This is a genomic window from Pseudomonas lundensis (assembly GCF_015377145.2).
Taxonomy (GTDB): domain Bacteria; phylum Pseudomonadota; class Gammaproteobacteria; order Pseudomonadales; family Pseudomonadaceae; genus Aquipseudomonas; species Aquipseudomonas lundensis.
The window spans coordinates 2,310,991-2,336,367 of sequence record NZ_CP062158.2; the positions used below are offsets into that span (position 1 = coordinate 2,310,991).

The 25,377-nt window shown below is 55.0% G+C and carries 28 protein-coding genes and 2 pseudogenes; 9 read left to right on the forward strand and 21 right to left on the reverse strand.

Annotation, left to right across the window (positions count from 1 at the left end; all coding sequences use genetic code 11):
- Positions 1 to 600: 600 nt before the first annotated feature.
- The 3 genes and pseudogenes from IF654_RS10960 to IF654_RS10970 form a co-directional block, all read right to left on the reverse strand.
- A pseudogene (locus IF654_RS10960) lies at positions 601 to 1,026 on the reverse strand (DNA cytosine methyltransferase); the annotation flags it as partial.
- A gap of 147 nt (positions 1,027 to 1,173) precedes the next feature.
- Positions 1,174 to 1,806 carry a hypothetical protein gene (locus tag IF654_RS10965; protein WP_194862482.1) on the reverse strand — a complete coding sequence of 211 codons (633 nt, stop codon included), beginning with the start codon at positions 1,804 to 1,806 and terminating at the stop codon, positions 1,174 to 1,176.
- 454 nt (positions 1,807 to 2,260) lie between these two features.
- Positions 2,261 to 3,010, reverse strand: a complete 750-nt coding sequence (locus tag IF654_RS10970; RefSeq protein ID WP_047274498.1) for a 3-oxoacyl-ACP reductase family protein — start codon at positions 3,008 to 3,010, stop codon at positions 2,261 to 2,263.
- A gap of 845 nt (positions 3,011 to 3,855) precedes the next feature.
- Between IF654_RS10970 and IF654_RS10975 the strand changes: the two genes are divergently transcribed.
- The gene (locus IF654_RS10975; protein WP_159434379.1) at positions 3,856 to 4,095 is read left to right on the forward strand and encodes a hypothetical protein; all 240 of its coding nucleotides are present in this window, start codon (positions 3,856 to 3,858) and stop codon (positions 4,093 to 4,095) included.
- 342 nt (positions 4,096 to 4,437) lie between these two features.
- On the opposite strand, the gene IF654_RS10980 is transcribed toward IF654_RS10975, so the two are convergent.
- Both IF654_RS10980 and IF654_RS10985 read right to left on the reverse strand, forming a co-directional pair.
- Positions 4,438 to 4,599 (reverse strand): DUF2986 domain-containing protein, encoded by a 162-nt coding sequence (locus IF654_RS10980; protein WP_070411743.1) that lies wholly within the window; start codon positions 4,597 to 4,599, stop codon positions 4,438 to 4,440.
- 121 nt (positions 4,600 to 4,720) lie between these two features.
- Positions 4,721 to 5,107 carry a GFA family protein gene (locus IF654_RS10985; RefSeq protein ID WP_095010006.1) on the reverse strand — a complete coding sequence of 129 codons (387 nt, stop codon included), beginning with the start codon at positions 5,105 to 5,107 and terminating at the stop codon, positions 4,721 to 4,723.
- Between the two features lie 116 nt (positions 5,108 to 5,223).
- On the opposite strand from IF654_RS10985, the gene IF654_RS10990 reads away from it, so the two are divergent.
- Entirely contained in the window at positions 5,224 to 5,400 is a 177-nt protein-coding gene (locus tag IF654_RS10990) for a hypothetical protein (RefSeq protein ID WP_194862481.1), read from the forward strand.
- Positions 5,401 to 5,430: 30 nt separating this feature from the next.
- Here the strand turns inward: IF654_RS10990 and IF654_RS10995 are convergent, their stop codons facing one another.
- Entirely contained in the window at positions 5,431 to 6,285 is an 855-nt protein-coding gene (locus tag IF654_RS10995) for an SDR family NAD(P)-dependent oxidoreductase (protein ID WP_047274818.1), read from the reverse strand.
- Positions 6,286 to 6,440: 155 nt separating this feature from the next.
- Between IF654_RS10995 and IF654_RS11000 the strand changes: the two genes are divergently transcribed.
- Positions 6,441 to 7,154, forward strand: a complete 714-nt coding sequence (locus tag IF654_RS11000) for a tRNA (adenine(22)-N(1))-methyltransferase (RefSeq protein WP_230683784.1) — start codon at positions 6,441 to 6,443, stop codon at positions 7,152 to 7,154.
- Positions 7,155 to 7,211: 57 nt separating this feature from the next.
- On the opposite strand, the gene proP is transcribed toward IF654_RS11000, so the two are convergent.
- On the reverse strand, positions 7,212 to 8,717 hold the full coding sequence (gene proP, locus IF654_RS11005; protein WP_047274506.1) for a glycine betaine/L-proline transporter ProP: 1,506 nt from the start codon (positions 8,715 to 8,717) through the stop codon (positions 7,212 to 7,214).
- Between the two features lie 284 nt (positions 8,718 to 9,001).
- Positions 9,002 to 9,382: a RidA family protein gene (locus IF654_RS11010; RefSeq protein ID WP_047274820.1), complete on the reverse strand. Its 381-nt coding sequence runs from the start codon at positions 9,380 to 9,382 to the stop codon at positions 9,002 to 9,004.
- A 177-nt stretch (positions 9,383 to 9,559) separates the two neighbouring features.
- Between IF654_RS11010 and IF654_RS11015 the strand changes: the two genes are divergently transcribed.
- On the forward strand, positions 9,560 to 10,234 hold the full coding sequence (locus IF654_RS11015) for an MgtC/SapB family protein (protein ID WP_047274822.1): 675 nt from the start codon (positions 9,560 to 9,562) through the stop codon (positions 10,232 to 10,234).
- A 119-nt stretch (positions 10,235 to 10,353) separates the two neighbouring features.
- Positions 10,354 to 10,815, forward strand: a complete 462-nt coding sequence (locus IF654_RS11020) for an Lrp/AsnC family transcriptional regulator (protein WP_047274512.1) — start codon at positions 10,354 to 10,356, stop codon at positions 10,813 to 10,815.
- 29 nt (positions 10,816 to 10,844) lie between these two features.
- Here IF654_RS11020 and metC read toward each other — a convergent pair whose 3' ends face one another.
- From metC to IF654_RS11035, 3 genes are all read right to left on the reverse strand, one after another.
- On the reverse strand, positions 10,845 to 12,017 hold the full coding sequence (gene metC, locus IF654_RS11025; RefSeq protein WP_194862480.1) for a cystathionine beta-lyase: 1,173 nt from the start codon (positions 12,015 to 12,017) through the stop codon (positions 10,845 to 10,847).
- Between the two features lie 224 nt (positions 12,018 to 12,241).
- Complete coding sequence (locus IF654_RS11030; RefSeq protein WP_047274517.1) at positions 12,242 to 12,457, reverse strand: helix-turn-helix domain-containing protein; 216 nt, start codon at positions 12,455 to 12,457, stop codon at positions 12,242 to 12,244.
- Positions 12,458 to 12,466: 9 nt separating this feature from the next.
- Positions 12,467 to 13,018: a DUF2975 domain-containing protein gene (locus IF654_RS11035; protein ID WP_047274519.1), complete on the reverse strand. Its 552-nt coding sequence runs from the start codon at positions 13,016 to 13,018 to the stop codon at positions 12,467 to 12,469.
- Positions 13,019 to 13,301: 283 nt separating this feature from the next.
- Between IF654_RS11035 and IF654_RS11040 the strand changes: the two genes are divergently transcribed.
- The gene (locus IF654_RS11040; RefSeq protein ID WP_047274521.1) at positions 13,302 to 13,730 is read left to right on the forward strand and encodes a LexA family protein; all 429 of its coding nucleotides are present in this window, start codon (positions 13,302 to 13,304) and stop codon (positions 13,728 to 13,730) included.
- Positions 13,720 to 15,000 (forward strand): translesion error-prone DNA polymerase V subunit UmuC, encoded by a 1,281-nt coding sequence (umuC, locus tag IF654_RS11045; RefSeq protein WP_047274834.1) that lies wholly within the window; start codon positions 13,720 to 13,722, stop codon positions 14,998 to 15,000. Before IF654_RS11040 ends, umuC begins: the two co-directional genes overlap by 11 nt.
- Here umuC and IF654_RS11050 read toward each other — a convergent pair.
- The gene (locus IF654_RS11050; RefSeq protein ID WP_047274525.1) at positions 14,994 to 15,482 is read right to left on the reverse strand and encodes a DUF2938 domain-containing protein; all 489 of its coding nucleotides are present in this window, start codon (positions 15,480 to 15,482) and stop codon (positions 14,994 to 14,996) included. The genes umuC and IF654_RS11050 overlap by 7 nt on opposite strands.
- Before the next feature lie 78 nt (positions 15,483 to 15,560).
- Here IF654_RS11050 and IF654_RS11055 point away from each other — a divergent pair, with 78 nt between their 5' ends.
- Positions 15,561 to 15,980, forward strand: a complete 420-nt coding sequence (locus tag IF654_RS11055) for a helix-turn-helix domain-containing protein (RefSeq protein ID WP_047274527.1) — start codon at positions 15,561 to 15,563, stop codon at positions 15,978 to 15,980.
- A gap of 35 nt (positions 15,981 to 16,015) precedes the next feature.
- Positions 16,016 to 16,537 (forward strand): DUF2867 domain-containing protein, encoded by a 522-nt coding sequence (locus tag IF654_RS11060; protein ID WP_047274529.1) that lies wholly within the window; start codon positions 16,016 to 16,018, stop codon positions 16,535 to 16,537.
- Between the two features lie 17 nt (positions 16,538 to 16,554).
- Here the strand turns inward: IF654_RS11060 and IF654_RS11065 are convergent, their stop codons facing one another.
- From IF654_RS11065 to IF654_RS22930, 9 genes and pseudogenes are all read right to left on the reverse strand, one after another.
- Positions 16,555 to 17,211, reverse strand: coding sequence for a DUF1266 domain-containing protein (locus IF654_RS11065; protein ID WP_047282170.1), 657 nt, complete (start codon positions 17,209 to 17,211; stop codon positions 16,555 to 16,557).
- Positions 17,212 to 17,221: 10 nt separating this feature from the next.
- Entirely contained in the window at positions 17,222 to 18,229 is a 1,008-nt protein-coding gene (locus IF654_RS11070; protein WP_230683785.1) for a PcfJ domain-containing protein, read from the reverse strand.
- 194 nt (positions 18,230 to 18,423) lie between these two features.
- A complete protein-coding gene (locus tag IF654_RS11075; protein WP_230683786.1) occupies positions 18,424 to 20,748 on the reverse strand; it encodes a hypothetical protein in 2,325 nt (774 codons plus the stop codon).
- A gap of 76 nt (positions 20,749 to 20,824) precedes the next feature.
- Positions 20,825 to 22,477, reverse strand: a complete 1,653-nt coding sequence (locus IF654_RS11080; RefSeq protein ID WP_194862479.1) for a WG repeat-containing protein — start codon at positions 22,475 to 22,477, stop codon at positions 20,825 to 20,827.
- Between the two features lie 175 nt (positions 22,478 to 22,652).
- A complete protein-coding gene (locus IF654_RS11085; RefSeq protein ID WP_052892922.1) occupies positions 22,653 to 23,054 on the reverse strand; it encodes a hypothetical protein in 402 nt (133 codons plus the stop codon).
- Positions 23,055 to 23,202: 148 nt separating this feature from the next.
- The gene (locus IF654_RS11090) at positions 23,203 to 23,466 is read right to left on the reverse strand and encodes a PAAR domain-containing protein (RefSeq protein WP_047282173.1); all 264 of its coding nucleotides are present in this window, start codon (positions 23,464 to 23,466) and stop codon (positions 23,203 to 23,205) included.
- A gap of 46 nt (positions 23,467 to 23,512) precedes the next feature.
- A complete protein-coding gene (locus tag IF654_RS11095; protein ID WP_194862478.1) occupies positions 23,513 to 23,773 on the reverse strand; it encodes a hypothetical protein in 261 nt (86 codons plus the stop codon).
- A 436-nt stretch (positions 23,774 to 24,209) separates the two neighbouring features.
- Entirely contained in the window at positions 24,210 to 24,623 is a 414-nt protein-coding gene (locus tag IF654_RS11100) for a hypothetical protein (RefSeq protein ID WP_194862477.1), read from the reverse strand.
- 360 nt (positions 24,624 to 24,983) lie between these two features.
- Positions 24,984 to 25,247: pseudogene (locus tag IF654_RS22930) on the reverse strand (RHS repeat-associated core domain-containing protein); the annotation flags it as partial.
- Positions 25,248 to 25,377: the final 130 nt, after the last annotated feature.

The window sequence follows — 25,377 nt, forward strand, 5'->3', positions numbered from 1 at the left end:
CTTACTGCGGAATCTGTTCACCGTATTTTCCTAACTATCCGCGCTCGTTGCGCATGTCTTCCTCCATCGCCTGAATTTCCCGATCCAGCGCGGCGGCTTAAGCTTTCAACTCTGCTACAACGCCACAGCAGCACACGCGAAATCTCTGCATATGGAGTGGAAGAGTTTCTCGTGCCTGGATAAACCTCCCCAGTAATCTTTAATCGATTCAGCATCCGACTCGCCGCTATCCCAATACACCATGCGCTGTTCGGTGTAATCCATGTCCAGCCCGCACACGATTCTGCGCGCCTCGACAATAAAGATAGCGTCAGCTGTGCAATGATCGTGGACACGCTCACCCTTGCAGTCGTAGCGCAGGCGCTGCACGAAATCGGACCAAGTAGCGGCAGTGAGGGCATGCCCGGGCGGTAGTGAAATCGTGGAAAAAACCCCAGAGGAAGTAGTGCAGGGCCGGTGGCTCAATGTCTCAAACCAAGCTGAGGCATTACCAAATGAAGCGATTTATTGCAGGCCTGATGTACCACGTCCTGATCGAGCTATTGAGTCAATTGCTGATTCGTATTACCGAGTGGGCGGAGGCGGTACCTTAAGCTTGATTTATGCTGCTTTCGCCTGACGCTCCATTGCTCGCCATGATTCATTCGCCCGGGACTGTGCAGCCATCGGCGGCGGGCTGACGCTGTTTCCGCACATGTGCACCTGTTGGGTTTTGGTGAATGGCTTGCCGTCGGCGACGTGGCTGATGATGTAGTCGGCCGGGAAACCTTGGGCCTTGTACCGCTCGGCCGGTTGCAGCATCCGCAGGCAGATATCGACGATCACATACGGCGTGCCTTTAATGGTCACGGTGACCAGTGCCAAGCGGTCACGGGTGGTAATAGTTGGTGCGGGCGCTGCAATATCGCTTGCATCACTGGTGTCGTAATAGCTGAACAGGAATGCCACTACACGCAGTGCACCGGCTTCAACCTCCGGGGACAGTTGCAGGTCAATCAAAGAGCTTTTGCCGCTACCGCCCTTCGTGACAGAGAGCACTTGCTCTTCCCCAGCCCGAAGCAGGTCACGTAGCTGAGCCAATTGCTCAAGCCCATTATTCAGTTCACCGCCTCAAGGTTGATCCAGCTCATGCCGCAACAATGGATGCTGCAGCATGAGAGCGAAGAGTTATTGTTACTCGACCTTATTATCTGGCAGTGAGGTAGCGTGAATTTCGTCAAACATAGCGGTTGCCACTGAAGCAGCATAAACAATGTATTTCACATCACTCTCTTTGTTATTGACTTCATAAATATCACAAAGAAGACTTCTATTGTTCTTGGGTAACGCTACAGGTGACCAGGATGAAGGGCTCTTGAAGTTATACTCGGGGCCTTTGTACGTTAAAGACCTTATGCCGACTACGATGCGCTTATATTGTTGTCTATCCGGTCTTTTGGAGTTTTTATAGTCACCTATAAATGATCCTAAAGAACCAGAGACAACATCTATGCACGCCTTGTCTAGCTCAGTTTCATAATCAGCAGCCGCATATATTCCAACGCTGCCATGATTGGAATAGAATTTTTGGCGCGGCGACAATTTTTCTTCGGGATACTCTGGAGTATATTTCTCACCCTCGAAATAATATTCGATATACCCTCGCGAAATATCGACCCTATTATATTTGCTTCTCTTTTCTATCACGTCTTCGAACGTATACCAGCGCTGCTCAATTAGTCTGTGCTCGACCTCTAATCCGCCCGCCAACACCTTTAAAGGAAGCGCGGAGCTGAACAAGAGAGATGCAATAAAAATATTTTTCATGAGCTTCCCTGATACATGGATTTTAAATTTTTAATTTTTTTAATGGTGACTCGATAGGATTGTAAATTTATCTAATGGGAAAATAAACGTCATCAATTGAATTGCCTAGCCTTTTATAAGCCTCCTATGACCACTTTTGGCCGCATGGCGACGGTCGGAGTCAGGTCGTTGCTAACCGGCCAGAATGCAGTCAGTAGGATATGCCCACGACATCAAGGGCGATCCAGTGCCTTAAATAGCAGTTGGAAGGCGAGCGATGTCAGAGCGAAGTAAAGATGTGTTCGCCATCCGCTTACGGAAGGCTGAGGAGTTGATCGCATTAAATTGGGAGCTGGAGCCGTTGGGGGTGGAATTTTGGAGCAAATGGGTAACTGCCTGTGATAAATGGCTGAAATTGAGAAGGGCAACCCTTTGGCAATAAATGGGTCGCCCGTCTAGTATCAGTGGCAAGCTTTTAGGCGGAGAAGCCACCATCAATGGTCAAGCTGGCGCCAGTAATGAAGCCTGCTTCGGTACCAGCCAGATAGGCAACAAAGCTGGAAACTTCCTCTGCTCGCCCGTAGCGCCCCAGAGCCATAAGACCTTTCAGGTACTCGGCGCCCTCACCATCCGCAGGGTTCATCTCGGTATCCACCGGCCCCGGTTGTACGTTGTTGACAGTAATGCCGCGCGGCCCTAAATCGCGGGCCATACCTTTGGCTAATCCGACCAGTGCCGATTTACTCATGGCGTACACTGCGCCGCCAGCAACCGGAATGCGCTGCGCGTTCGTGCTACCTATATTGATGATTCGCCCACCGTCGGTCATATGCCTGCTAGCTTCCTGGCTGGCCACGAACACACTGCGCACATTGATCGCCAAGGTGTGATCAAGCTGCTCCAGGGTGAGTTCTTCGGTGCTTCCCCAAGCCAGCACGCCCGCATTGTTTACCAAAATATCCAGACCGCCAAAGTGTGCGACAGCAGTGCGTATCGCCTGCTGTACGGCTGCGGCATCCGCACTGTCAGCCATAATGGCAAAGGCCTCACCGCTGTCGGCAATCACTTCATTGACCAGAGCGTCGGCCCGTTTGGCAGACGATACGTAAGTGAAAGCCACTTTCGCGCCTTCACGGGCCAGGCGTTTGACAATGGACGCCCCTATACCGCGAGAGCCACCTTGTACGAAAGCCACTTTGCCTTGCAGAGTTTTGGTAGAAGTCATGGTGGATCTCCATTACACGAAATTTAGTCAGACTGAGAACGGCGTTAGCAACCTGTTAGAACGGAGCCTTGCTCACAGAGAGGGTATATCCGGGCGAGTGCGCCTGCCGTCTGATTGCAGGGGAAGTGGAAGTGAAGAAATAACAGCGGGTGGTTAAGTCAGAATTACGCCTAATTGCTTTGAATCGTCTAAGCATAAGCTGGAGATTCTACGGTGTCAGGGTCCTTCCACAGCGTGACAATGCACGTGTTGCCATGACGGGTGCCGCTTTATTTCAAGCTCAAGGAGCCAAAGTCCGCGCACTGGATCTACTGCCTGTCTGGGCTGGCGGACGGATCGACGCAGACGAGCAGGAAGTAGGCGAGGTTTCACTGAAGAACCATCTGACAGAACCGGCTGGCATACAGCAAAAAAGGTAGGTGCTAAGTTCAGCGCTTTCCTTTGAGAGCATGAACGTGCGGCCTATCTATATAAAAACGTTGAGTGCATGTGTCGTCGTAGCGGGCCTTGGCCTGTTGGTCGCATTGTTTAGCTATTACCGTTTTGGCAGCAACCCCCGGTTGGCTTTCGGGGTTCTGGAGAATTGCGAAGCAGCGGTCCTGAGTCTGGTGCGCGCACCTTTAGACATGAGGTTGCTCAGCGCGAGGATCTTCCCGGATGGCTTCGATACGTTGCCCAAGACGGACACGGATGCATTTGAGGTCAAGTCTCGCTACAAAACCTTGGTTCAGCGGGGCATGGCGACCTTTGTTTACCCTGCAGTCAAGCTTGCGTTCAGGGCGGGTAATCACGTGGGGGCTCCACCGATCGAAGACGTGACTTGCCAATACGCAGGTGTCAGGTATATGGATGGAACGCCCCTGAACATGCGTCTGATGTACGTTGATCTGGGCCCCATTTCCATCAAAAACCCGTTTGTGTACGCAGACGGTTTTGACGGATGGCTCAGACAAGGCCTGGAGGAGTGGGTTGAGTTGGACGACATGACCCCGACCGCCCATTGGAAGCACTTTCTGGATCAACGTATCAAAGTGCTGGAATGGGACGATAGCGCTGGCAAAGAGGTCGCAGCCTTGCGGCCTTAAACCTCGTTAAGGCGGCCAAGATGGCTGGGTGGGTTACCACGTTCTGAATGCAACCTCTGCATGAGCCTGATGAAGTGCTCTTACCGGGCGCGCCGCAATTATCCAGACCTGGTTTATAGATCATTCAGATCAACGCGCATGGCGTGCAGGTTGTAAGGATCATCGCGACTGGCAGTGCCCGAAGCCTGAATTGGCTGGCTTTAGAGCCCACTTGTCATCAAGACGCTGCCAGCCATGCTGTGTTTCACTGCCCACAACCTTGTACCTAAAACCCCGACTTGCAGCGGCAAAGAGCGGAAGTCGTTTGGCGAGCTTTGTTTTTTTCTCTTGAGTGGACCTTGTTCACTCTGGAGCAGCGGCGGTCAAGTCACTGCTGGATTCAGCGGCCATTTTCAAGCGATCCGCTTTGCAGATGTATTTAGGTTTATTTTTGGGAGCCAGTTTGGCACTGGCTTTTTTGGCGTTAGCTTTCAAAATTTGGTTGATTTTTTTACGACGATTCATAGGTTTTGCTCAGTGTGTCAGTGTTGAATAAGTCAGTCTTAAAGGCTCGGGTACTTCCCTCTACAGGATGGATGTACCCACTGCCCAAGCAGAGGCGAGCCTTGCTGCCATGGTTTGGCCGTTACGCGTGAGGGATCTCGAACCAGGTTGCTGTGTCGCTGGTGTAAATATGCTTTTGTTTGCTGGGCTTGAAAGGTGTGTCCAGCGTCCCTAATGCCACGCTAATCCACCCGGCGCGATCCCCTTGGGAGCACGACCAGAACAATGTCGATCCGCACTGCATGCAAAACTCCCGGCTTACCGATTCTGATGATCGGTAGGCCTTGAGGTCTTCGGCGCCGCTGAGCAAGGTGAAGGCGCTGCGCGGCACGCTGCCATAGGACGCAAACGCTGCGCCATGGCCCTTGCGGCATTGGCTGCAATAGCAGTGACTGACTGCTTTAGGTTCGCTCAGCAGCTCGTAGCGGACGCCGCCACACAGGCAGCTACCCAGATAGACCTTGTTCACGTGCATAGGGCCTCAAAAAACGCCAGCTTAACGACCTGCGTCGCGAGAGTCGACTGGCCCTTACGGCTGCGCAGGTTTTATCATGTGCCGCCATTTTCATCACAGGACCTGAACCCATGGATAAAGCTTTTCGCAACCCGCTCTTTCTGGTGGGGTTCGCCTTGGTCATCTGCGGCGGCACCTTTGCCCTTAACGGCCTGCTGACCGAGCGTACATTTCTCTACATGGCACCCGGCCTGTTGATCCCGGGTGTCACGTTCATGCTGACGGGCTGGAAGCTGCGTAATCAGTGAGTGTGCTTGATTGTGGAGTGTCAGACGTCTTTATGATGCGCCCGCTTCTTTGATCTGCCCCCACAGCGCTGCCACCTGTTCTGCATTGGCGGCTTTGACCCGCGCCAAATCCACAGGGTAATCAACGCCAGGGTTCTCAGCGAATCGGGTGGCGGTGAACTGGCCATTACTGGCCCGCAGGATGTAACCCGTGTCCTGACACGCTGGCGACGCGAGGTAAACCACGCCGGGCGCCACCCACTCGGGTTTCAGGTTTTCCGGTGTTTGGGTCACACCCCACATTCTGGTTTTGGCCACGGGCGATACCGCGTTGACCAAAATGCCGTCCGGTGCGCCTTCCATGCTCAGGGCATTCATGATGCCCAATTGCGCCATTTTGCCTGCGGCGTACGCCACCAGACCGGTCTGCGCATAGCACTGATACATGGCGCGGTCCGAAGTTGTCAGCACTATACGTGCAGCCGATGAGTGTTTGAGGTGAGGCCAGGCGTATTTACAGAGCCAGACCGGCGTATAGAGGTTGATGTCCAGTGCGCGGGCAATGAATGCCGCATCGGCCTGTTCAATGGGTTGGTAACCCACCCAACCGGCGTTGTGAATCACGATATCCAGTTGCCCAAACGCGTCGACAGCGGCGTCAATCAAGCCTCGGCAACCTTGCTCGCTGGAGAGGTCACTGGAATCACCAATCACGTGATATCCCTCAGCTTGAAGGGCTTGAGCTGCCTCTCGTGCGATGCTGGCGTCAGCCCCGTCACCCACATTGTCGGCGCCGATATCACTGATCACGACATTTGCGCCCAATTTCGCCAGTTCCCGGGCATAGACCCAGCCCAAGCCACGGCCGGCACCTGTGACAATTGCGGTTTTCCCTGTGAAGTCCATAAACACATCCTCTTGATGACGCCTGCACCTTAACAATGCGGATGGGGCGGATCCACCCCGGCCCCGATGCTTTACCCGGCGCGACTGTGTATGCATGATGGCGCCCTTTGATAAATGCCGCGCAGGTCTGGCACTGGTTTTGGAAGGAACAACTGTTGAACCCCCACACATTGTCCATGCGCCTGGAGCGCGTCGCCGCACACGTTCCGGTTAACGCCCGGTTGGCTGATATCGGGTCGGACCATGCCTATTTGCCGGTGGCGCTGATGCGTCGGGGTGCAATCGCAGGCGCAGTAGCCGGTGAGGTGGCGCTGACGCCTTTCACTGCGGCCCGGCGTACGGTTCAAGCAAATGATCTGGCCGACGCCATTACGGTGCGCAGGGCTGATGGCCTGATGGCGATTGAACCCGAAGACGCTATCACTGCCATTACCCTGTGCGGGATGGGAGGGGAGACTATCCGGGACATCCTTGAGCAGGGTAAGTCGCGCTTGAGCGGTGAGGAGCGCCTGATCCTGCAACCCAATGGCGGTGAACACCCTCTGCGCCAATGGTTGATGGAAAATGGCTACCGTATCCTCTGTGAAGAAGTGCTACGGGAAAACCGTTTTGATTACGAAATTATCGTCGCTGCCCGTTCCGGCACGGTGAAGTACAGCGCGCAGGAGCTGTACTTCGGTCCGCTGCACATGCAAGCACGCAGCCCGGCTTTTCTTGCAAAGTGGCAGCGTCAGCTGTCTCAAAAGCACAAGACTCTGCTCAGCTTGAGCCGGGCCCGTTTGACTGTCCCGGAAGAAAAAGTACAGGACACCGCACGCCAGGTGCGCTGGATCACTGACCTGCTGGCACAGGCGCAGAGCGCAGGCTAAAAAAAATCCCGCCGGTTGTTCACTGCACCCGGCGGGATTTTTACGTCAGTGCCCGTTTCAGTCGTTGATACGGGGATGTTGCTGCACCAGGTTTTTACGTTTGGCTTCCAGCTCGGCAATTTCGGCGTCGATGTCTTCGATTTTATGTTCGATGTTGTCGTGGTGCTCCTGAAGCAGCTCCTTGGCTTCTTCAATATCCGAAGCCGCCGGTGCGGCCCCGCGCAACGGTTTGTTGGCGGTTTCTTTCATGGTGACCCCGGTAACCAGCCCCACGATCGCGATCACCATCAGATAGTAGGCAGGCATGTACAAGTTATTGGTGCTTTCCACCAGCCAGGCCACCGCCGTCGGCGTCAGGCCCGCGATCAGTACCGAGACGTTGAACGCACTGGCCAGCGCGCTGTAGCGGATGTGCGTGGGGAACATCGCCGGCAGGGTCGAGGCCATGACACCGATGAAGAAGTTCAACAACACGGCCAGCATCAATAACCCGGCGAAGATCAGCCCCAGCTTGCCGCTGTTGATCAGGTAAAACGCCGGGACGGCGAGGAAAAACAGACCGACACTGCCGCAGATGATGAAAGGACGGCGGCCGATCTTGTCACTGACAAAACCGATCAGGGGCTGAACGAACAGCATCCCGACCATGATTGCAATGATGATCAGCACCCCATGGTTTTCACTGTAATGCAGGTTGTGCGACAGGTAACTGGGCATGTACGTGAGCAGCATGTAGTAGGTCACGTTGGTGACTGCTACCACGCCGATGCAGGTCATCAGACTGCGCCAGTGCTTGGTGGCCACTTCCTTGAAAGAAACCCGGGGGCCCCGTGCGAGACCTTCGCGATCCCCTTGTTCAAGTTTTTCCACGTGCTGCTGGAAGGCGGGTGTCTCTTCCAGGGCGTGCCGCAGATACAGCCCGATCATCCCCAGCGGCAAGGCCAGGAAAAACGGCACGCGCCATCCCCATTCCAGAAACTGCTCTTCGCCCAGAAGTGTGGAGATCAGCACCACCACACCGGCCCCCAGCACGAAACCGGCTATGGAGCCGAAGTCCAGCCAACTGCCGAGAAACCCGCGCTTGCGGTCAGGCGCATACTCGGCCACGAAAATCGACGCGCCGGTGTACTCGCCACCCACCGAAAAGCCTTGGGCCATCTTGGCCAGCAACAGCAGGATCGGCGCCCAGATACCAATCGTGGCATAGGAGGGGATCAAGCCAATGGCGAACGTGCTGAGGGACATGATGACGATGGTCGCGGCCAGGACTTTCTGTCGCCCGTATTTGTCACCCAGCGCACCGAAGAACAGCCCGCCCAGGGGGCGGATCAGGAAGGGAACCGAGAACGTGGCCAGCGCTGCGATCATTTGCACGCTGGGAGACACATCGGGAAAGAACACCTTCCCGAGCACATAGGCAACAAAGCCGTACACGCCGAAGTCAAACCACTCCATCGCGTTGCCCAGTGCCGCAGCGGTAATCGCTTTACGCATCTTGGCGTCATCGACAATGGTGATGTCCTGCAATCCGATTGGATTGACCTTTTTCTTACGAGATCTCATGCAAGCCCCTTTATTAGCTGATCTATCCTTTTAAAACCGCTAAACCCCAGTCGTATGAAGGGTAGACGCGTTTTGCCAGCGCCGAATGCTATCGTTCTGATGGCACGCGCTCTTGGGGATGAGATACATGCAGATACGAAAAAATTCACCGAGTGGCGGATTTTCTTTTGCAATCAGCGTTATGCGCAGGGGGGCTGCTAAAGGAAATGAACGTGAATGGTCTTTCAGGCGTACAGAAGCGGCCTGCATCAGCGGCCGCTTCCATCGCCGACAGGGGCTCAGTATTAGCCTTTGGCTGCCATGGCGGTGACTTCAACACGCATGCCTTCGACGGCCAACGACGCGACCCCTACAGCAGCACGCACCGGCCATGGCTGGCTGAAGAAACGTTTGTACACCTCATTGAATGCCGCACGGTCTGCCATATCGGTCAGGTAGATGGTCAAGTGCATGACACGGTCCATAGAGCTGCCCGCACGTTCCAGGGCCACTTTCAGCGCTTGCAACGTGCATTCGCTTTGCTCAGTGATGCCGCCCAGTTCGAGGCTGCCATCGGCACGTGTAGGGATTTGCGTCGAAACCATTACGCCACCAAAGCTGGCGACGTCAGACGAAATGGATTCAGGATCAGGATCAGGGGTAAAAGTCAGTTCGTTATGGGCCATGAACACCTCTGCTTGAACGGGTAAGGGTGGCGGCATTGATCGCAGCCACGGCGAAGGCGTGCAGTGTACAGACCTGCGCGTTCCCTAAAAACCTGATCGGGCACACCTGTTAATCCTTAACTATGCTCGCCAGAGCTTGTTTAAACACACCACAGGTTATTTGCGGGAAGGGACTGAATGATTTCTGATTGGGAAATGTGCATACGGCTGCTGTTGGCGGCTTTTCTCGGCAGTTTGATTGGCGTTCAGCGCGAACACCTGTTTTGGACGGCAGGCCTGCGTACGCACATGTTGGTGTGTGCGGGGGCGTGTTTGGTGATGATTGTGTCGGCGTTTGGATTTCAACAGGCGCTGACCATGCCAGGCACGCAGCTGGACCCTTCGCGAATTGCCGCACAGGTGGTCTCGGGGATCGGCTTTCTGGGGGCCGGTTCGATTCTGATGCGCGGTGAGGTCATCAAGGGCCTGACCACGGCCGCCAGTTTGTGGGCGGTTGCAGCTATCGGCCTGGCCGTGGGCGGCGGACTGTATGTGTTGGGCACTGCGGCAACCTTTTTGATTCTGATCATCCTGATCGCCATTCGGCCCATGGAACGCGTGCTCAGGGATATCGTGCAGATCCAGGTGGTCAAGCTGGTGGCGCCGTCCAATACGCTGTCGTTAAGTCAGCTTGAGCAACTGCTGGGTGAGCGGTCCAAAAAAATCAGACAATTCATCGTTGAGCAAGGCCCGGTCAAGGACACCGAAACAGTGACCATCGAGTTCCGGGGCGTCACCCGTGTGGTGGCGGACCAAATGATCAAAGAGATCCTTGGCGTTGCAGGTGTGCGCGAAGTTCTGGCGCCGCATTGAGGGTTTTCAGGCGACAGACAGGGAAGGACGGGGTAGCGCGGGCAGGGTGAGCTGCTGGAGAATGCCGGGCTTTCGCGCACCGTTGTTTTCTTTTGATCCGTACAAGGCCTCGACTTCTCATGGACAAGCTTGACAGGGCAATTCTGCACATCCTGCAGACCGATTGCACACGTGCGGTAGGGGATATCGCCGAGCAGATCGGTCTTGGCACGACGGCCTGCTGGCGGCGCATTCAAAAGCTTGAAGAGGCCGGAATCATTCGCGGTCGGGTCGCGTTGCTGGATGGCAAAAAGCTGAACGTGGGGGTGATTGTTTTCGTGTCGATCAAAACCACTCAGCACAATGCCCAATGGCTCGATAGCTTTCGCGCTGCCGTGGCTTCGATCGAAGAAGTGGTCGAGGTTTATCGCATGGCCGGGGACACGGACTATTTGTTGCGCGTTGCAGTGCCTGATGTGGCCGCCTATGACGCCGTCTACAAACAGCTTATTAAGGTCCCCGGACTGTCGGATATCAGTTCCAGTTTCTCCATGGAGCAAATCAAGTATTCAACCAGCCTGCCTCTGCGCTACGCGCCTTGAGCGCCTAAAACCCATAGCTCAGTCCCGGTTTACGCAGCGACACACGGTTTTTGCACGGCAATGTCCAGCGCTCGCTGGAAGTCCAGCATCAGGTCGTCGACATGCTCAAGCCCGGCATGCACACGGATCAGATACCCCCGCGGTGCGGGGGTGTGCTGACGGACAGGGTGCCCGACGGGCACAACAAGACTTTCGAAACCGCCCCACGACAGGCCAATCCCGAACAGCTTGAGGTTATCGAACAGGCGCGCCAAAACCATCGGGTCTTGCGTGTTGACCTCTATCCCGAACAAGCCGCTGGCCCCCAGAAAATCGCGCTTCCACAGATCATGGCCGGGATCGTTGGGCAGTGCGGGGTGCATGACGCGGGTGATGAGTGGGTGCTGTTCAAGGCTGCGTGCCAGCGTGACCCCATTGCTCCAGTGGCGTTGCAGGCGCACGGGCAATGTGCGCAGCCCGCGCAACGCGAGGAACAGGTCATCAGGACTGGCGGTCTGGCCAAAATCATGCGCCCCGGCTTTCAAGAGTGGCCAGGCTCGTTCATTGGCGGTGGCAACGCCGAGCAAGGCGTCCGAATGCCCCACGATGTATTTGGTCGCCGCCTGTATGGACACATCCACGCCATGCTCAAAGGGCTTGAAGTACAGCGGCGAGGCCCACGTGTTATCCAGCAGTACGAAGGCACCCACGCTATGGGCCGCCTGGCAAATGGCCGGCAGGTCGCAGACTTCAAACGTCAGTGACCCCGGCGACTCTGTAAATACGACCCGAGTAGTGGGGCGCAGTTGGCGGGCAATACCCGCTCCGGCAGCGGGGGCGAAGAACTCCACCTCTACGCCAAGACGGGTCAGTACCGTGCTGACAAACGTGCGCGTCGGGCCGTAAATGTTGTCGGTGATCAGCACATGGTCACCGGCGCTGACAAACGCCAACAGGGCATGAACGCAGGCTGCCAGGCCTGAAGGGAATACCAGGCTGGCATGACCACCTTCCAGCCCGGCCATTGCATCTTCAAAGGCGCGGGTGGTCGGCGTGCCAAAGCGGCCATAGTTGGCGTACGGATTACCGTCCTTCTTGCTCGCCTCCCAACTGTTGAAGTCTTTGGCCAGAACGGTAGAACCCCGAAACACCGGTGTATTGATGAGTCCGCCGTACGCTTCGGAATCTCGACCGCAATGCAGGTAGTGGGTGGCGTCATGCATGGGCGTCTCTCCTCAATGAACGTAGGAGAATGATACGGACGCTCAGCGTGTTTAATTTTGCTTTTATTTCTGTTTGTTGGGCGGTTATTAGATTTTATTTCTATTAGTTGGTGGATTAATGGATTTTATTTTGATGGATTATTTTCCAGGCGAAATATTGCCCGCTTACGCTCGCAGGAGCAGTAAACGGGCGATTCCTTACGGGGTGTGAGCGAGCGCTTGTCTTAATCGGTTGGCTCTGCCTGGTAATGCAGCAAGTCCCCCGGCTGGCAATTCAACGCGCAGCAAATGGCTTCCAGCGTCCCGAGCCGAATACCTTTGACCTTGCCTTGCTTGAGCAGCGAGAGGTTCTGTTCGGTGATGCCGATGATCTGCGCCAAATCCTTGGACTTGACCTTGCGCGTTGCCAGCATCACATCGAGTTTGATTTCTATGGGCATTTTGACCTCTTAAACAAACTGCTGATTTTCACGTGCCAACATGCACGCACGATGCAGGCTACGGGCCACAATCATGACACTTGCCGCGAGAAACAGCGCCACCACATCCGAAGGGCCAAAGCTGATGGTAAACAAACGCTCACCCGCCGGGCGCATCATCGTGATCCATACGCTCAACACAGGGCCCAGCAAGAAGCTGATCAATACCCACAGACCGACACTTTTTCCGACCTTGCCCAACAGGTCTGCTGATTCGGGTTCGAAGTATTCCCCGTTGGCGTAAAACTTGAACAATGCACTCAACGCCACCAACCCCTTGGCCAGAATCAAAAGCGGAATACTGGACAGGACAATGCCGCCTGTAATCTGCCACCAGGGCATCTGATGGATATTGGCGTCCAGCGTTTCGGTCAGGGCCGTGAGATTGAAACCAGGTCCATACAGATTCATCACGTCCGGAAACAGCCAGTAGGCAATATTGGAAAGCAGCATGAGGGCAACCAGGCCCAGCGTCGCGGTTGCAAGGACTTTGCTGTACTTCGCCAAACGATCTGTGTTCATTCAACAATCCTTCTTGTGTGGGAAATCTTGTAGTGGGGAGTAGAGGTGAATCGGGTCGCGGCAAGTGGGCGACGGCGGAATCATAAGCGCAGAAAAAATGATTGTAAAACGATAATTAAATATTGTTTTGCAGTGATAATTGCAGGGTTCACCCAGAGAAAAGACTCGTTATTTCAGGGCTGATTTACATGGCCTCTCGTCGTAATTTCCTACAGATAAATTGACCTTCGGCCCGCGGCGCAGTTAACTGTATGAACATACAGTTAACAGAAAGGCGAGCGTCATGGGTTTCACGGTTTTGGGTCCTCTGGCTGAAGGTGGTGTTCGCCGTCCGTGGTGTTCGTTCAAAGTGCCGGCCGGTTTTCCCTCGCCCGCGGCTGACCATGTCGAGAAACATATCTCGCTCGATCAGGCACTTAATATTCGAGCGGCACACGTGTACCTGGTCACCATTGACGGCGACAGCATGCAGGACGCGGGGATTTTTTCCGGGGATCTGGCCGTGGTGGATCGTGCCATTGAAGCGGCCCACGGCCATGTGGTGGTGGCGCTGCTAAATAATGATCCGATTTGTAAACGCCTGTGGTTGAAAGGCAGCACGGTCATGCTGGTCTCTGACAACCCCAAATACCCCAATCGCTACATCATGGAAGGTGATGAGCTGTCGATTTGGGGCGTGATCACCCATACGGTGCGCAACCATGGCCACTGAACCCCGGCCGGTCTTTGCCCTGATTGACTGCAACAGCTTTTATGCAAGCTGTGAGCGCGTGTTTCGGCCGGACCTGGCAAAGGTGCCGATCGTGGTGCTGAGCAACAATGACGGTTGCGTCATTGCCCGCAGTTATGACGCCAAACCGTATATCAAAATGGGCGCGCCTTATTTCCAGATCAAACAGCAACTGGAGCAGCAGGGGATCATGGCGTTCTCTTCGAACTACGCGTTGTACGGCGACATGAGTGAGCGGGTGATGAGCCTGATCGAAGCTCAAGTCCCTGCCGTCGAGGTGTACAGCATTGATGAAGCCTTTGCTGACATGACCGGCATTGCGGATGTCACGCAGGTCAGTCGCCAGTTGCGAAAGCGCATCCTGCAATGCACCGGTATCCCGGTGGGGGTCGGTATTGGTCCTACCAAGACTTTGGCCAAACTGGCCAACCACACGGCCAAGCGCTTGCAGGCGCACACCGGAGGCGTGGTCAATCTGTGCCCGGATCACGAACGGGCCTGGACGCTGCGCAATACCTCAGTGTCGGATGTCTGGGGGATCGGACGGCGCATGACGGCGCATCTGGAGGGCATGGGCATTGTGTCGGCGATGGACCTGGCGCGGGCCGACCCGTGGACGTTGCGTAAAAAATTTAGCGTGGTCATCGAAAAAACGGCCCGCGAGCTGGCGGGCACCCCGTGCCTGGAGCTGGACGAACCCGATCCGCCGAAGCAGGAAATCTGCTGCAGCCGAATGTTCGGCCGGCGTCTGACAGCCATCGAGCCGATCAAAGAAGCAGTCGCGACATACATGATGCGTGCCTCGGAAAAACTGCGGGCGCAACAGTCTTACTGCCACAAGGTGCGGGTCAGTATCCGTACCGGCATGTTCAACCCGCACGAAGCCAAATACGCCAAAGGCATCGTCGTGACGTTGCCCTATCCCACCGATGACGTGCGTCTGCTGACAAAAACCGCCGTCGACGCCGTGGAGCATGTTTTTCAACCCGGATTCAACTACAGCAAGGCTGAAGTCATGCTGTTGGACTTGCGTCAGCCCGGCGAGTTTTCCGATGACCTGTTTGCCCTCAATCAGCCCGCCGAAGCCTCACGGGTGATGGCCGTGCTGGACCAGATCAACAACCGCTGGGGCCGGGGAACACTGCGTGCGGCAAGCGTACCGGCCCATCCGGACTGGGGCATGCGCCGGGATTTGATGAGTCAGAGTTACACCACGCGGCTGGATCAGCTGTGGAGAATCTCCTGTCACTGAGCCCATAGCCAGCCCGTTACATACAATCCAATGCCGAACGAGAGGTGCGTGGCCAGACTCCTGAGTCGCGCCAGTCGTGGGTGCGGCGTGTTTGAGGCGGCAACCCCCATCCCCAGCGCCGGCTGCATGATCAGCCACGGTGCTGCAACACTGAGTACGCCCACCAGCAGTGCTGGCACCAGCGTTGGCTGATAAAGCCAGCGCTCGCCTGCGCCCGCCAGCAGCACCGCCGCGAAGGCGACGCCCGTCAGGTAATGAAACAGCCAGCCGGTCAGTCGCTCATGCCGTACCGCTTGAGCGCGGCTTATTGAGTCATGGCGAAATCGGCCCGAAGGCATATGCCCCAGCCAGCGGCCAACGAACCGATAGTCAAGCGATGGCACGTTGAATAAGCGCCGGCGAAGCAGAGCGACGAGATCCATGAAAAACGTGGCCCCCAAGCCAAGCCCCGTGGCGCTTGCAATCCACTGCGTAGTGTCCATGTCACGTTCCCCTTGTCGGCCAGGTAGCGAGTTGTTTGAATGGCCAGTGTGCAAGTTCAAGTCGACTTGAGGTCAAGCATGAAAGAGTTCGGCATTAGGGAAGTCGCGAGGCGTTCGGGGGTTCCGGCTTCGACGTTGCGCTACTACGAAGAAAAAGGGCTGATCCGTTCCGCGGGACGACGGGGGTTGAGCCGGGTATTCAAGGCAGATGTACTGGATCAGCTCGCGTTAATCACCTTCGCGCAGTCGCTGACGTTTTCATTGGAAGAAATTGCCCCCATGCTGACAGCCAATGGCCATGTCACCCTTGACCGGCAGTTACTCACCCGCAAAGCCGATGAGCTGGACCGTCTAATGGCCAAGCTCGCCGCAGTACGCGATGAGCTGCGCAGTGCAGCGGCCTGCCCAGCGCGCAGTCACGGGCAATGCCCCAGCTTTCAGCAGCGGTTAAAAGACGTTTCCCGTGAAGATGTATGGCAGGCCCCGTTTGGCTTTTGAAGGCAATGAAGCTATCTGGCAAGGAGCGCAACCTTATGAACCCACGCGTCACCCCCTGTGCAGTGCCGCCGGGTACGCTGATCAGCGCCTACGTTGAAGGCGCGCAATTCGTTGACAGTCAGCGCACGTTCACCCGGGAGGCAGAACGCACAGCGTTAAGCCACTTGTTGCATCTCATGGCGGCCACGCCGGGCTGGATCGACGCACTGATGACGACGCGCAATCGTGTGGTCAAGCTGTTGGGGCTCAAAGACCTCGGCCGATTGGGGCATATCGATTTGAACCGGGAAGAAAGCACCTATCAGGTGCATGACCGGCTTGGCATCTTCACCTTGCTGGCCAACACCCCCAATGAGGTGTTGGTCGCAGACAAAGACAAGCATCTTGATGTGTACGTGTCATTGAGCCGTTCTGACGTTCAAGCCGACGGCACGCGAGAAATCGTAGTGGCCACCGTGGTGCATACCCATAACCGTCTTGGCCGCCTGTACATGCTGCCGGTCGCTCCGGTTCACCGGTATATCGCACCTTTGATGCTGGCGCGTATACCGGGTTGATCCGCAGGTGGGGCTGTTCAGGCGGGTGTCGGGTTGAAGGCAGGCAATTCGCGCCACGGCAGAGCGGCCCATGCGCCAGTACGGGGCGCGAGCAGTTGATTTAATAAGGTTTCATTGAAGCGCTGACCCAGCGGATCGGCCCGGAAAGCGGCTATCCATTGCTGACGACCGTCAATGAAGGCCTTGCCCAAGTCTTCCCAGCCCGAAAAACACTCCTGGGCGCGTTGCGCATTGAGCAACAACACACGCCAGGCCGTGTCCTGCGGTACCCAGTTCAACAACATGATGCAACGCATCAAAAACGCCGTGCGGATACAGGCAAATGCCATGGCCGCGCGAGGATCGTCAGTGGGTGATAAGTGCTCAAGATCCAGCCCAAACCAATGGCGCTCCAAGGTTGCATCCAAATGGGCACGAACTTCGTCATCCGTTGCGTGGCTACGAAAACCCAGTTGATGCAAAAGTGGCGCTCTGAGCGCAGCCTGAATCTGTTCGATAAAGCCGGTAGTGCCAGCGTCATAAAACCTTGTCAAACCCACCGCATCCACCATGGGCTGTGACAGCATCAGCGCCCAGTGTTTGCGTTGAGTGAAAGCCTTTTCAGGCAAAGCTGGCGGGCGTCTTATACGCCACACGATCAGGCACACGCACGCAATAATCAAAAGAGTAGTCATGTGAAATTTCTCACCTTATGGATGCCTGCCAGTCAATGATGGCCGCTGCGTGCCCGGAGGACAGGCCGACCCAAGGTACTCCTTCGGTGGTGAAGTGCCGGTTATCCGACAGGTCGGGTGGGCTGAGGGGATCGAGTACGTGGCGTGCGGCGTACCTGACCGACGGAGCAGCGGGCGCGGTTCGCTGCAACATCTCGACCTGTCGGGCAGCGACCAGCCATTGCGTCATGGCCGATGGCGATTCGAGCCGAGAGAACAACTGCGGGTAGCGCGCCACCAGTTGCGTTTGGGCGGTCGGGTCGTTTACCTGTTCGAGGCGTAACCAGCCCGCCTGGGTGCGTACCACACCGATGGCAATACAGTCTGGTGGTGACTGTTGATCAGTGCCCAGCGCGTTCAGACACATTAACAAGGGTTGCAGGTAGCGCTCCACGGGCGGGCGATTCTGTTTCCCCTTGACTTGATCAACCGTCAAATCGCCATTGGCCTGTACCGTCAAACTGACGGTGATGTGCGGCTGGCCTTGAGCATCGCGCAAGCTGAACAGGCGCATATGACCTTGTTCGACAGCATCGGCGTAGTGCCCGCCATAGCCGCCAGTCAGCGCTTTACGATCGGCGAACTGTCCGAGGCAATGGCGCATGACATAGCTTTCAAACGCCATTTCGGCGCGAAGTGCATGGCTGTCGGGCAGCAGCTCAACCCAGGCATGGTCTGTACACGTCACGATACGACCCAGCGCATCGGGCTGACTGGTGCGCCAACCTTGTGCCGTACGGGTTGTCATTTGCGCGTGCTCTTTTTCCCATAGCATCAGCGCTTGAGGGCAGTTGATACGCTCCAGTTTTCCTTCAAGGGGTGTACCTTTGCGTGCCGTCAGAAACTCGACCAGCAGGGCTTCCTGTTGCAACAGTAACGGATCTTCAGGGGCAACCCAGACCAGTGGAACGTTATTGCCGGACGCATTGAAAAACCGGCTCAGCCAGGGCGGAGCAGGGGTTGAGCCCAGTACTGCCATGCTCTCTTCCAAAGAGTGGAGGCGACGCGCCGGCTCAAAATTACTCACTAAATGGCGATAAAAGTGGTTCTGCAGCCAGGCGCGAATCGAAGCGGTGTCCCCCCGTTCGCCACTTCGTTGAGTAATACCCTGTTTGAGTTGATCTGCATTAAGGGCGTTACGTGCAGCGTACGGCCCGCGAGAGCCAGGTGGCACTATTTCCATACTTGCCACCACCGTTTGTGTGAGGCTTTTTCTGCGCGTTGCAAGCTGGCGAGGGTGTTTTCAATCGCTGGCCAGTCCGGATCTACCCAGTCTGCCTCGGTGGGTGGCGTGACTTGAATGCGCAAGTAATACTCAATGGCCTCGGCATTGCGACCCAAGTATTCAAACATTTTGGCCACTTCGAGCATCAGCGTGATCATGTTCGCGGCCTCGACGCAGCGCGCATAACGCAACCACAAGCCATAGGCGTTGTCGGGGTAGGTCTGGGCCAGGAAACGAGCCAATGCGACGCGGGTATGCAATTGGCACACAGACAGTTGTTGATCACTAATGCCCTGTTCTTGCTGGCATTTAAGCAGGCGTTCTACCCAGATCAGAATTTCGCCACTGCGATTCAACATAAGCAGGGCGTAGGCAACGTCACAAATATAATCGTCGAGGTCGTGGCGGCTGTAGCCGTAGTCCTGAGCGTAATGCCAAAGCTGTTCGGCAGCGTCTATGAGGGCCAGGTAGTCATCCTGTGCGCGGTAAACATTCAGAACTCCCTGGTAGTGCTCCGCGAACGGGCTGGCCTGAATACCGCGCCGGTGCAGGTCGAGGCACAGGTCATGCGTGGCTGGGTTGCGCGTGCATCTGTATAGAATCGCCAGGTTGTTGCAGAGCATGGAGTACAGATGCGCGCAAGCATCGTACGGGTGCCCGGTGCCGCAGGCGAAGTACTGCTCCATGCGCGTACGCCCTTGTTCATAAGCGTTGATCTGAGCGCTGGCCAACAGATCTGACGCTTCTTGACGCTCTGTTGAAGTCAACGTTTCAGCCTTTTCTTCGACCAGGCGATCGATGGTCAAGGCGTAGTTATAGGCATGCCAACCACTGGCCAGAACAGGCGTCGGCTGACGCAGTGCTGCAATGACGCCCTCAACCTGCACGTGGGCGCTAAAAAGGCTGAAGGCGGTGCGGTTGTCTTGCAACGAGCCATCGCGTACAGCTTCCTGCAACAGCCTGACTTGTGTGGATGCTTCAATAACCCCCGCGGCGTAATCATGCACGGAGGCCAGCCGCTTGATCCAGTGATGATCGGGTGCGCGACGCTGTGCCTCAGCCCGGGCATGCGCAAACACGTCGCTCAGCAAGTCTGGCTCGCGAGCGGCCCGGTACAACAGGGCGAGGAGGGTAGAGGGCTCGACGGTGCAGTGTTCAACAGAGGGCAACGCGGCCGAAAAAGCCTGCAATGTTTCGGGGCTATCACAAGCCCGCATCACACACAAAGGCCACCACACGCGTTGGTCGTCCGGGTCTTGAAGGCGATCGTGAACCAAGCGCACCGTACCGGGCCATACCTCGGTGCGCTGGTCATACACATCGATAAATGCGCGATACCCTGCGGCATCGATTTGCCCGCTCTCCACCAACCAAGGCAAGTGACACTCGATAAAATTATTGCTGGCGTCAGAGTCCAGGCTTAATGACGCAGTGGCGCAAAGGCGCAGGGCTTGATCCAGCTCGCCCTGGGCGTATTTCGAACGCGCGGCCAGGCGCGCCATGCGTACTTCCCATTCGCGTTGTTGAGGCGCAGGCAAATGTGCAATCAAGCGGCTGATGGGCTGTTCGAACATGGCCAGTCGTAAAGGGATGATGGTAATCAGCGCATTGCCCAGCCACAGCCAGTCAGTGGCATCCACGCTCTGTTCGGGGCCGGCCGTGCGCAGCGCAGCAACCGCTTCCAGTGCGGCCTCACGGGCTGGCTCATCGTCATTAAAGGAAGCCAGCACCCGCGCTCGGCGTTGCAGACGATCCGCCATATCCCAGGCCTGTACGGTAGCGCGATCGGGATTGGACGTGGCCAGGCTGTAACGCACCTCGATAGCTTTGAGCGCCACTTCAAGGCTGCCGCATTCAAGTTCTTCAAACATGTGATGGTGACGATAGTGTTCCACATCGAAATTCAGAGAGCGTTCAGCCATTGCCGCCAGTGTTTCAAGCTGCTCAAGAAGAGCGCTGTCGTCATTCAGATAATTGGCCAGCCGCAAGCGCAGCATGATCAGGTTCATCGCCAACTCAGGCTGTTGTGAATCCGGCACGCTGCTCAATAGCGCGGCAGCGTCATGTTCCAACACGGCTTTAGCGGCATTCGAGTCCCCGGCGTTAACCCAAAGCACATGCAGACGCTCTATCGCGTCCAGTGAGTCTGCTTTTAGCGGCTGAGCCCGCAATGAGGTCAAAAGGGAACTGCTATCGCAATCTTGATATTGCGTGTCCAGCCGGTCCATGAATTGATCCAGCTCGATACCGCTCAGTGCATTTAAATTGGTCACACTCAACTCCATTTGAAAGTTACGGGTGCACTTGGCGCCCCTTGGCGCACTCCAAGGGGCGCAGGGGGCAATAGTTTCAGCCCTGCTGTTGGGTCTCGGCTGCGTCGTCTGACTCGCCGCACAGGTGTTCTGGATCGGTAGGCCATAACACCTTGCCGCTGCCATCGATCACTTGTTGCACGTCGCATCCTACCGTTCGGGTTTCAAAACCGGGGGTCCCGTCCAGGCTGTACAGGGCGCGTAAGCTGCGGGTCTCATCAGATGGCGTACCCTCCAGCTCATAGGCGAAGAGGGCGCCACGCTGTTCATCGATAACCACTTCTTGCCAGTGGGCGGGTACCAACAATTTGCCATTGAGGTCATACAACGCGGTCGTTGCCAGGCGGGATGTATCAGTCCATGCACGGATGAAACGGCCACTTTTATCCAGCGTAAGCGCGACGTATTGCCCGGGTTCAATCAGCACTTTGCCTTTGGCGTCCATGAGCCCCAGCGTTGCCAATTGATTGGCCGAACCCAGGAAAGTAATGGTCTTTTTCGGCGAATCAGGTTTTGCGAAAACAAACCGATCAGGGGTCAAAACACCGATCTGTGCATATTCAGGCTTGAACAGCTCAACCCCTTTATCGGTGTCGAACAGGCCGAAGTAGACGGTGAACATGTTCTGTAAGTTACCGGTTTGGGTAAAGCCCGGAACAGACGTGAGCATCCCCAACGGTGAGTGCACCGCCGGTTCTGCCGAATCGAAGCTTGGCTGAATCAGCCACTCACCTGAACGTGCGAGAAAGCCATATTTGCCCTTGTTTCCATCGTCGCCCACGGCCTTGACCAGTGCGCCTTTGTGACCAAACACCTCGCAAGCGTCGTAGCTCGGCGCGATGGCAACCTGACCTTTGAAGTCCAGATAGCCGCAGAGGCTGTCGAAGTTTTCCTTGAAGGCCACCAAACCGTCGCCAGGTACGCCCATCCAGTCATACTTGAGCTCGGTCAGTAGCGTATTCGACGCGTCTGCCAAGCCTTTTTTTCTGCCCTGTGAAACGACGAAATGCTCATTGGCGTATTCAACGAACTTGTCGAAGCCGACAGACTTGAGCTCGCGTGTTTGCAGGTTGATTGCCCAGTTCTGGCCGTCACGTTCAGCACTCACCCAACCGCCCGCCAGGGCACTGTCTTTATGGGTCAAGAGCGAGTCGAAGAGCGGGGCTGTGATCACATGCCCCTCAGCGCTGAGCAGACCGTATTTATCGTCCAGCCCGTAGACGATGTACTGGCCTTGCGCAGTCCCGCCGCCGGGATAGATATCATCATAAGCTGGCGGTTGCACTTCATTGCCTTGCTGGTCCATGACACCCCACTTGCCGTCACGCTCAAATCCGAAAAAACCGGGTGTCAGCAAGCGCAGCCCCTCGGTGAACGCGGGTTTTATAACCTGTGTACCGTCGGCATTGGCCACGTTCCATTGACCGTCTTCGGCATAAATGAACGTGCTGTTCAACGGCACTGAGAGGGCGACGGCGTAGGTGTTATCGCCGTTGACTAACACGGAGCCCTTTTGGTCCAGCACCAGACACTCACCGTTCACACACACGGGGATCACCATGGCAGCCAAAGGGACAGCTGAGGGCGGGGCAGTGGAGTGGGTCGCAGCGTCTTCATGACAACCCGCCAGAAATAACGCCGATAACGAAAGCGCCACAGGCATAAGGCGAGCAATGAATGTTTTTTCCATGACAACACAAGTCCTTGTGAGGGTAAACCAGATACCTACTGACTGATAAATAAGAAAGTGCGCATCTATTCGCATTAAATCCAACTGACGTTCATCGCGTCGACAGCCCAACAATCAATAGGCTGTCGAAACGATTAACCACTTTTAAACAGCGTGGTTAAAGGATCAGGTTCATTTATTGCTGAATGGATTTCAGACCTAGACGCAGGCCTTCATCCGCACTTTTGCACCACGCCTCGAGACCTTGAGGGGCATCGCTGATATTCACCAGTTGGCCATCACTGCCCGGAATCTTGCCTTGGCGCCCGGCTTTCTCTATCGCGTCACCTGAGCTTTTATCGAAAGTAGCAGGCATGTTGCTGACGTAATCCACCATCTTCTCGGCTTGCACAAGACTGTCTTTCTTCAAGTGGCTCTGATCGACACAGTAGGCGATCAGTCCCGACATGGAACGACTGGTGTCATAAATTTGTTTGAGGGTTGCGGCATCAGGCATAGCCGGGGCAGGGGCCGCTTGAATCACAGAGCAGAACGAAGCGGAGGCAGCCACTAACACGGTCGAAAGTTTGATGTGCATGTTTAGTCCATTAATGTTGATGCAAGTTTAAACTTGCAGGGGTTAAGCCTGCCCAGTTCCAGAAAAGCCCGGGCAGATAAAAAGCACCACAGCGTCAAACAGGTTCAATGCTGAAGTGCCGTGTCCTATCGTGAGATGCACAGGCTGTTCAACGGCTTACAGCACCTTTCGGGCCGCTGGCAATGAGCGCGGCCCCACAGGCCGTCTTCATCCCGTCGAGCGCAACTGCGATGCCGTCTACGGAGTGAGTTGCGCTGCCCTCGACAATCGGAAAAATCCCTTTGCATAAAGGGCAACTAACCTTATGCCCGACCCCCGCAATCGGCTTGCCGTTGAGATCAGTCCGGGAAAAAGCTTCAAGAACGACGCCCCCATGGGTGGTGGTATCGCCTAGGCGAATGATGTCTTTCATTACACTCAATTCCTTCTGGTTTTTACACATCGAAAATACAAAATACTCAATGCATCCTCTGGATAACGTTACGGTGCTCCCATTTTTCTGCACTGTCACGCCAGGTATTTACGCCAATCATTTTAGGCGTGCCGTTTTCCAGATTTAACACGTATTGGTAACGCTGTTTAATACCGTGAAATTTCATTGTTTCAACCGTCCCCTCCATGCCGGAGCGAGTCTCGGTATCAACTAAAACAGCCTGATCATACTCAGAATGCCGCCCAATACCTAAGGTTTTAAGTCGACCAGCGCCAGGAATATTCAAGCTTTCTGCACTGATTTCTTCAGAAAAATATTAATCAACTGCGCCTTCGTACCAGCGTTAGCATGACGGCTGTATTTAGTATTATGTGTGTAATGTAAGATTTGTCTTTCAGCATGAAAGGCTGCTTCCCGCACGATTATCTGATTTTTAAATATTTTAACCCTCTCTGCAGGTGACATTGTTTTCATCTCCGTTTAAGCAGTTGCTAAAGTGTGGGTTGAGATAAATTAGAGACGCCAATCTGGCTTGATACAGAGTCGAGTGGGGAGGGGTAGAGTTCTCATCATTGATCGGGGCCTTACTGACAAACCGTCCGGCCCGTGGATAATAGTACCTATACCGGTTGTAGTGCAGTGTGTTTCGTACCTCTAGTACTATCCTATTCACTAAGTCGAGCGATCGGATCTGTGTGATTAGTATATGTCAGCAAGAAAGGCTAATGCATAAATTCAGATATTGCTTTCTCGATGTCTGATAATAAACTTTCTTTTTTAACCAGCTCACCCAGTTTTTCTGTTTTTTTTATCATTAACTCAAAGCATTGTAATGTCCCTTGTGCGATCATTTCACTTAATTCGTTCAAGTCAGCATTCAACCATTGAGATTGACTGAATACTAGATCAACTGTGAGTGTCTTGGTTTTTTTTAAATACCTCAGGTTTTCCACGCCTTGGGATTTAAAGTCCCATATCTTGCCGGACACTCGAAACACTATTGCGATTTTTGTAATGCTTTTAAAGTATTCGCCTACGATATATTTCTTAAAGTAGTCATTTATTTTTTTTTGCATAGGCCAGAATATATCGTCCGCCTGTGGGTCTCCGTATTGTCCGCTTATTTGGATTTCCATTAATATCTCCTACTTTGTGGTTCTCGAACCGGCCCATGGTTTATTATTGTCTGGACCTGGAAAACGTTCTACGAGTCTGCGCTCTCTATTTAAAATTTCAGAGCGGCTCCCTGTTCGATATGGTCTCAAACGGCCTCCATTCAAATCTGAAGCTGTGTATCTGGTCTTCGTATCTTGAGTAATACCCCATTTCTGAAAATTGCCTTCAGCATCAAATCGGCCATAAAGCGTAGCTGGAGCCTCGCTGTTTCGGTTATTTCCATGAATCTTCTTAGTTGGATCAACTACGGGAGGGCACGGTCTCTCAGGGTTTACGCCTTTACCGAAAGTACCGTTAGGGTTTCTTGGTTGCCCTTTCCAAAGCCCCAACGCATCAACCCACCCCGTTGGATTCGGCGCATACGCATAAAGATTCAACCCACCCGCATAGCTGATCGGGTCTTTGCTGACAAACCGTCCGACTCGTGGATCATAGTACCTATACCGATTGTAGTGCAGCCCTGTTTCGTGATCGTGGTACTGCCCCTGAAACCTGATCGGGTTGGTCAGGCCTTGGCGTTGTGCCCATTCCGAGCGCTGTTCTTTGACTTCACTCCACGCGCTGTACTGCGCGCTCCAAGGGACCGTGCAAAATCACCGAGATGCAATCCCCAGGAATTCTTTAATGCAAGTTAATTTTTAAAGAACAATTCTTCACTTCAACTGTTTACGACCTTTTAATCAGGCCGCTGGCAATTAATGCGGTAATACAAAT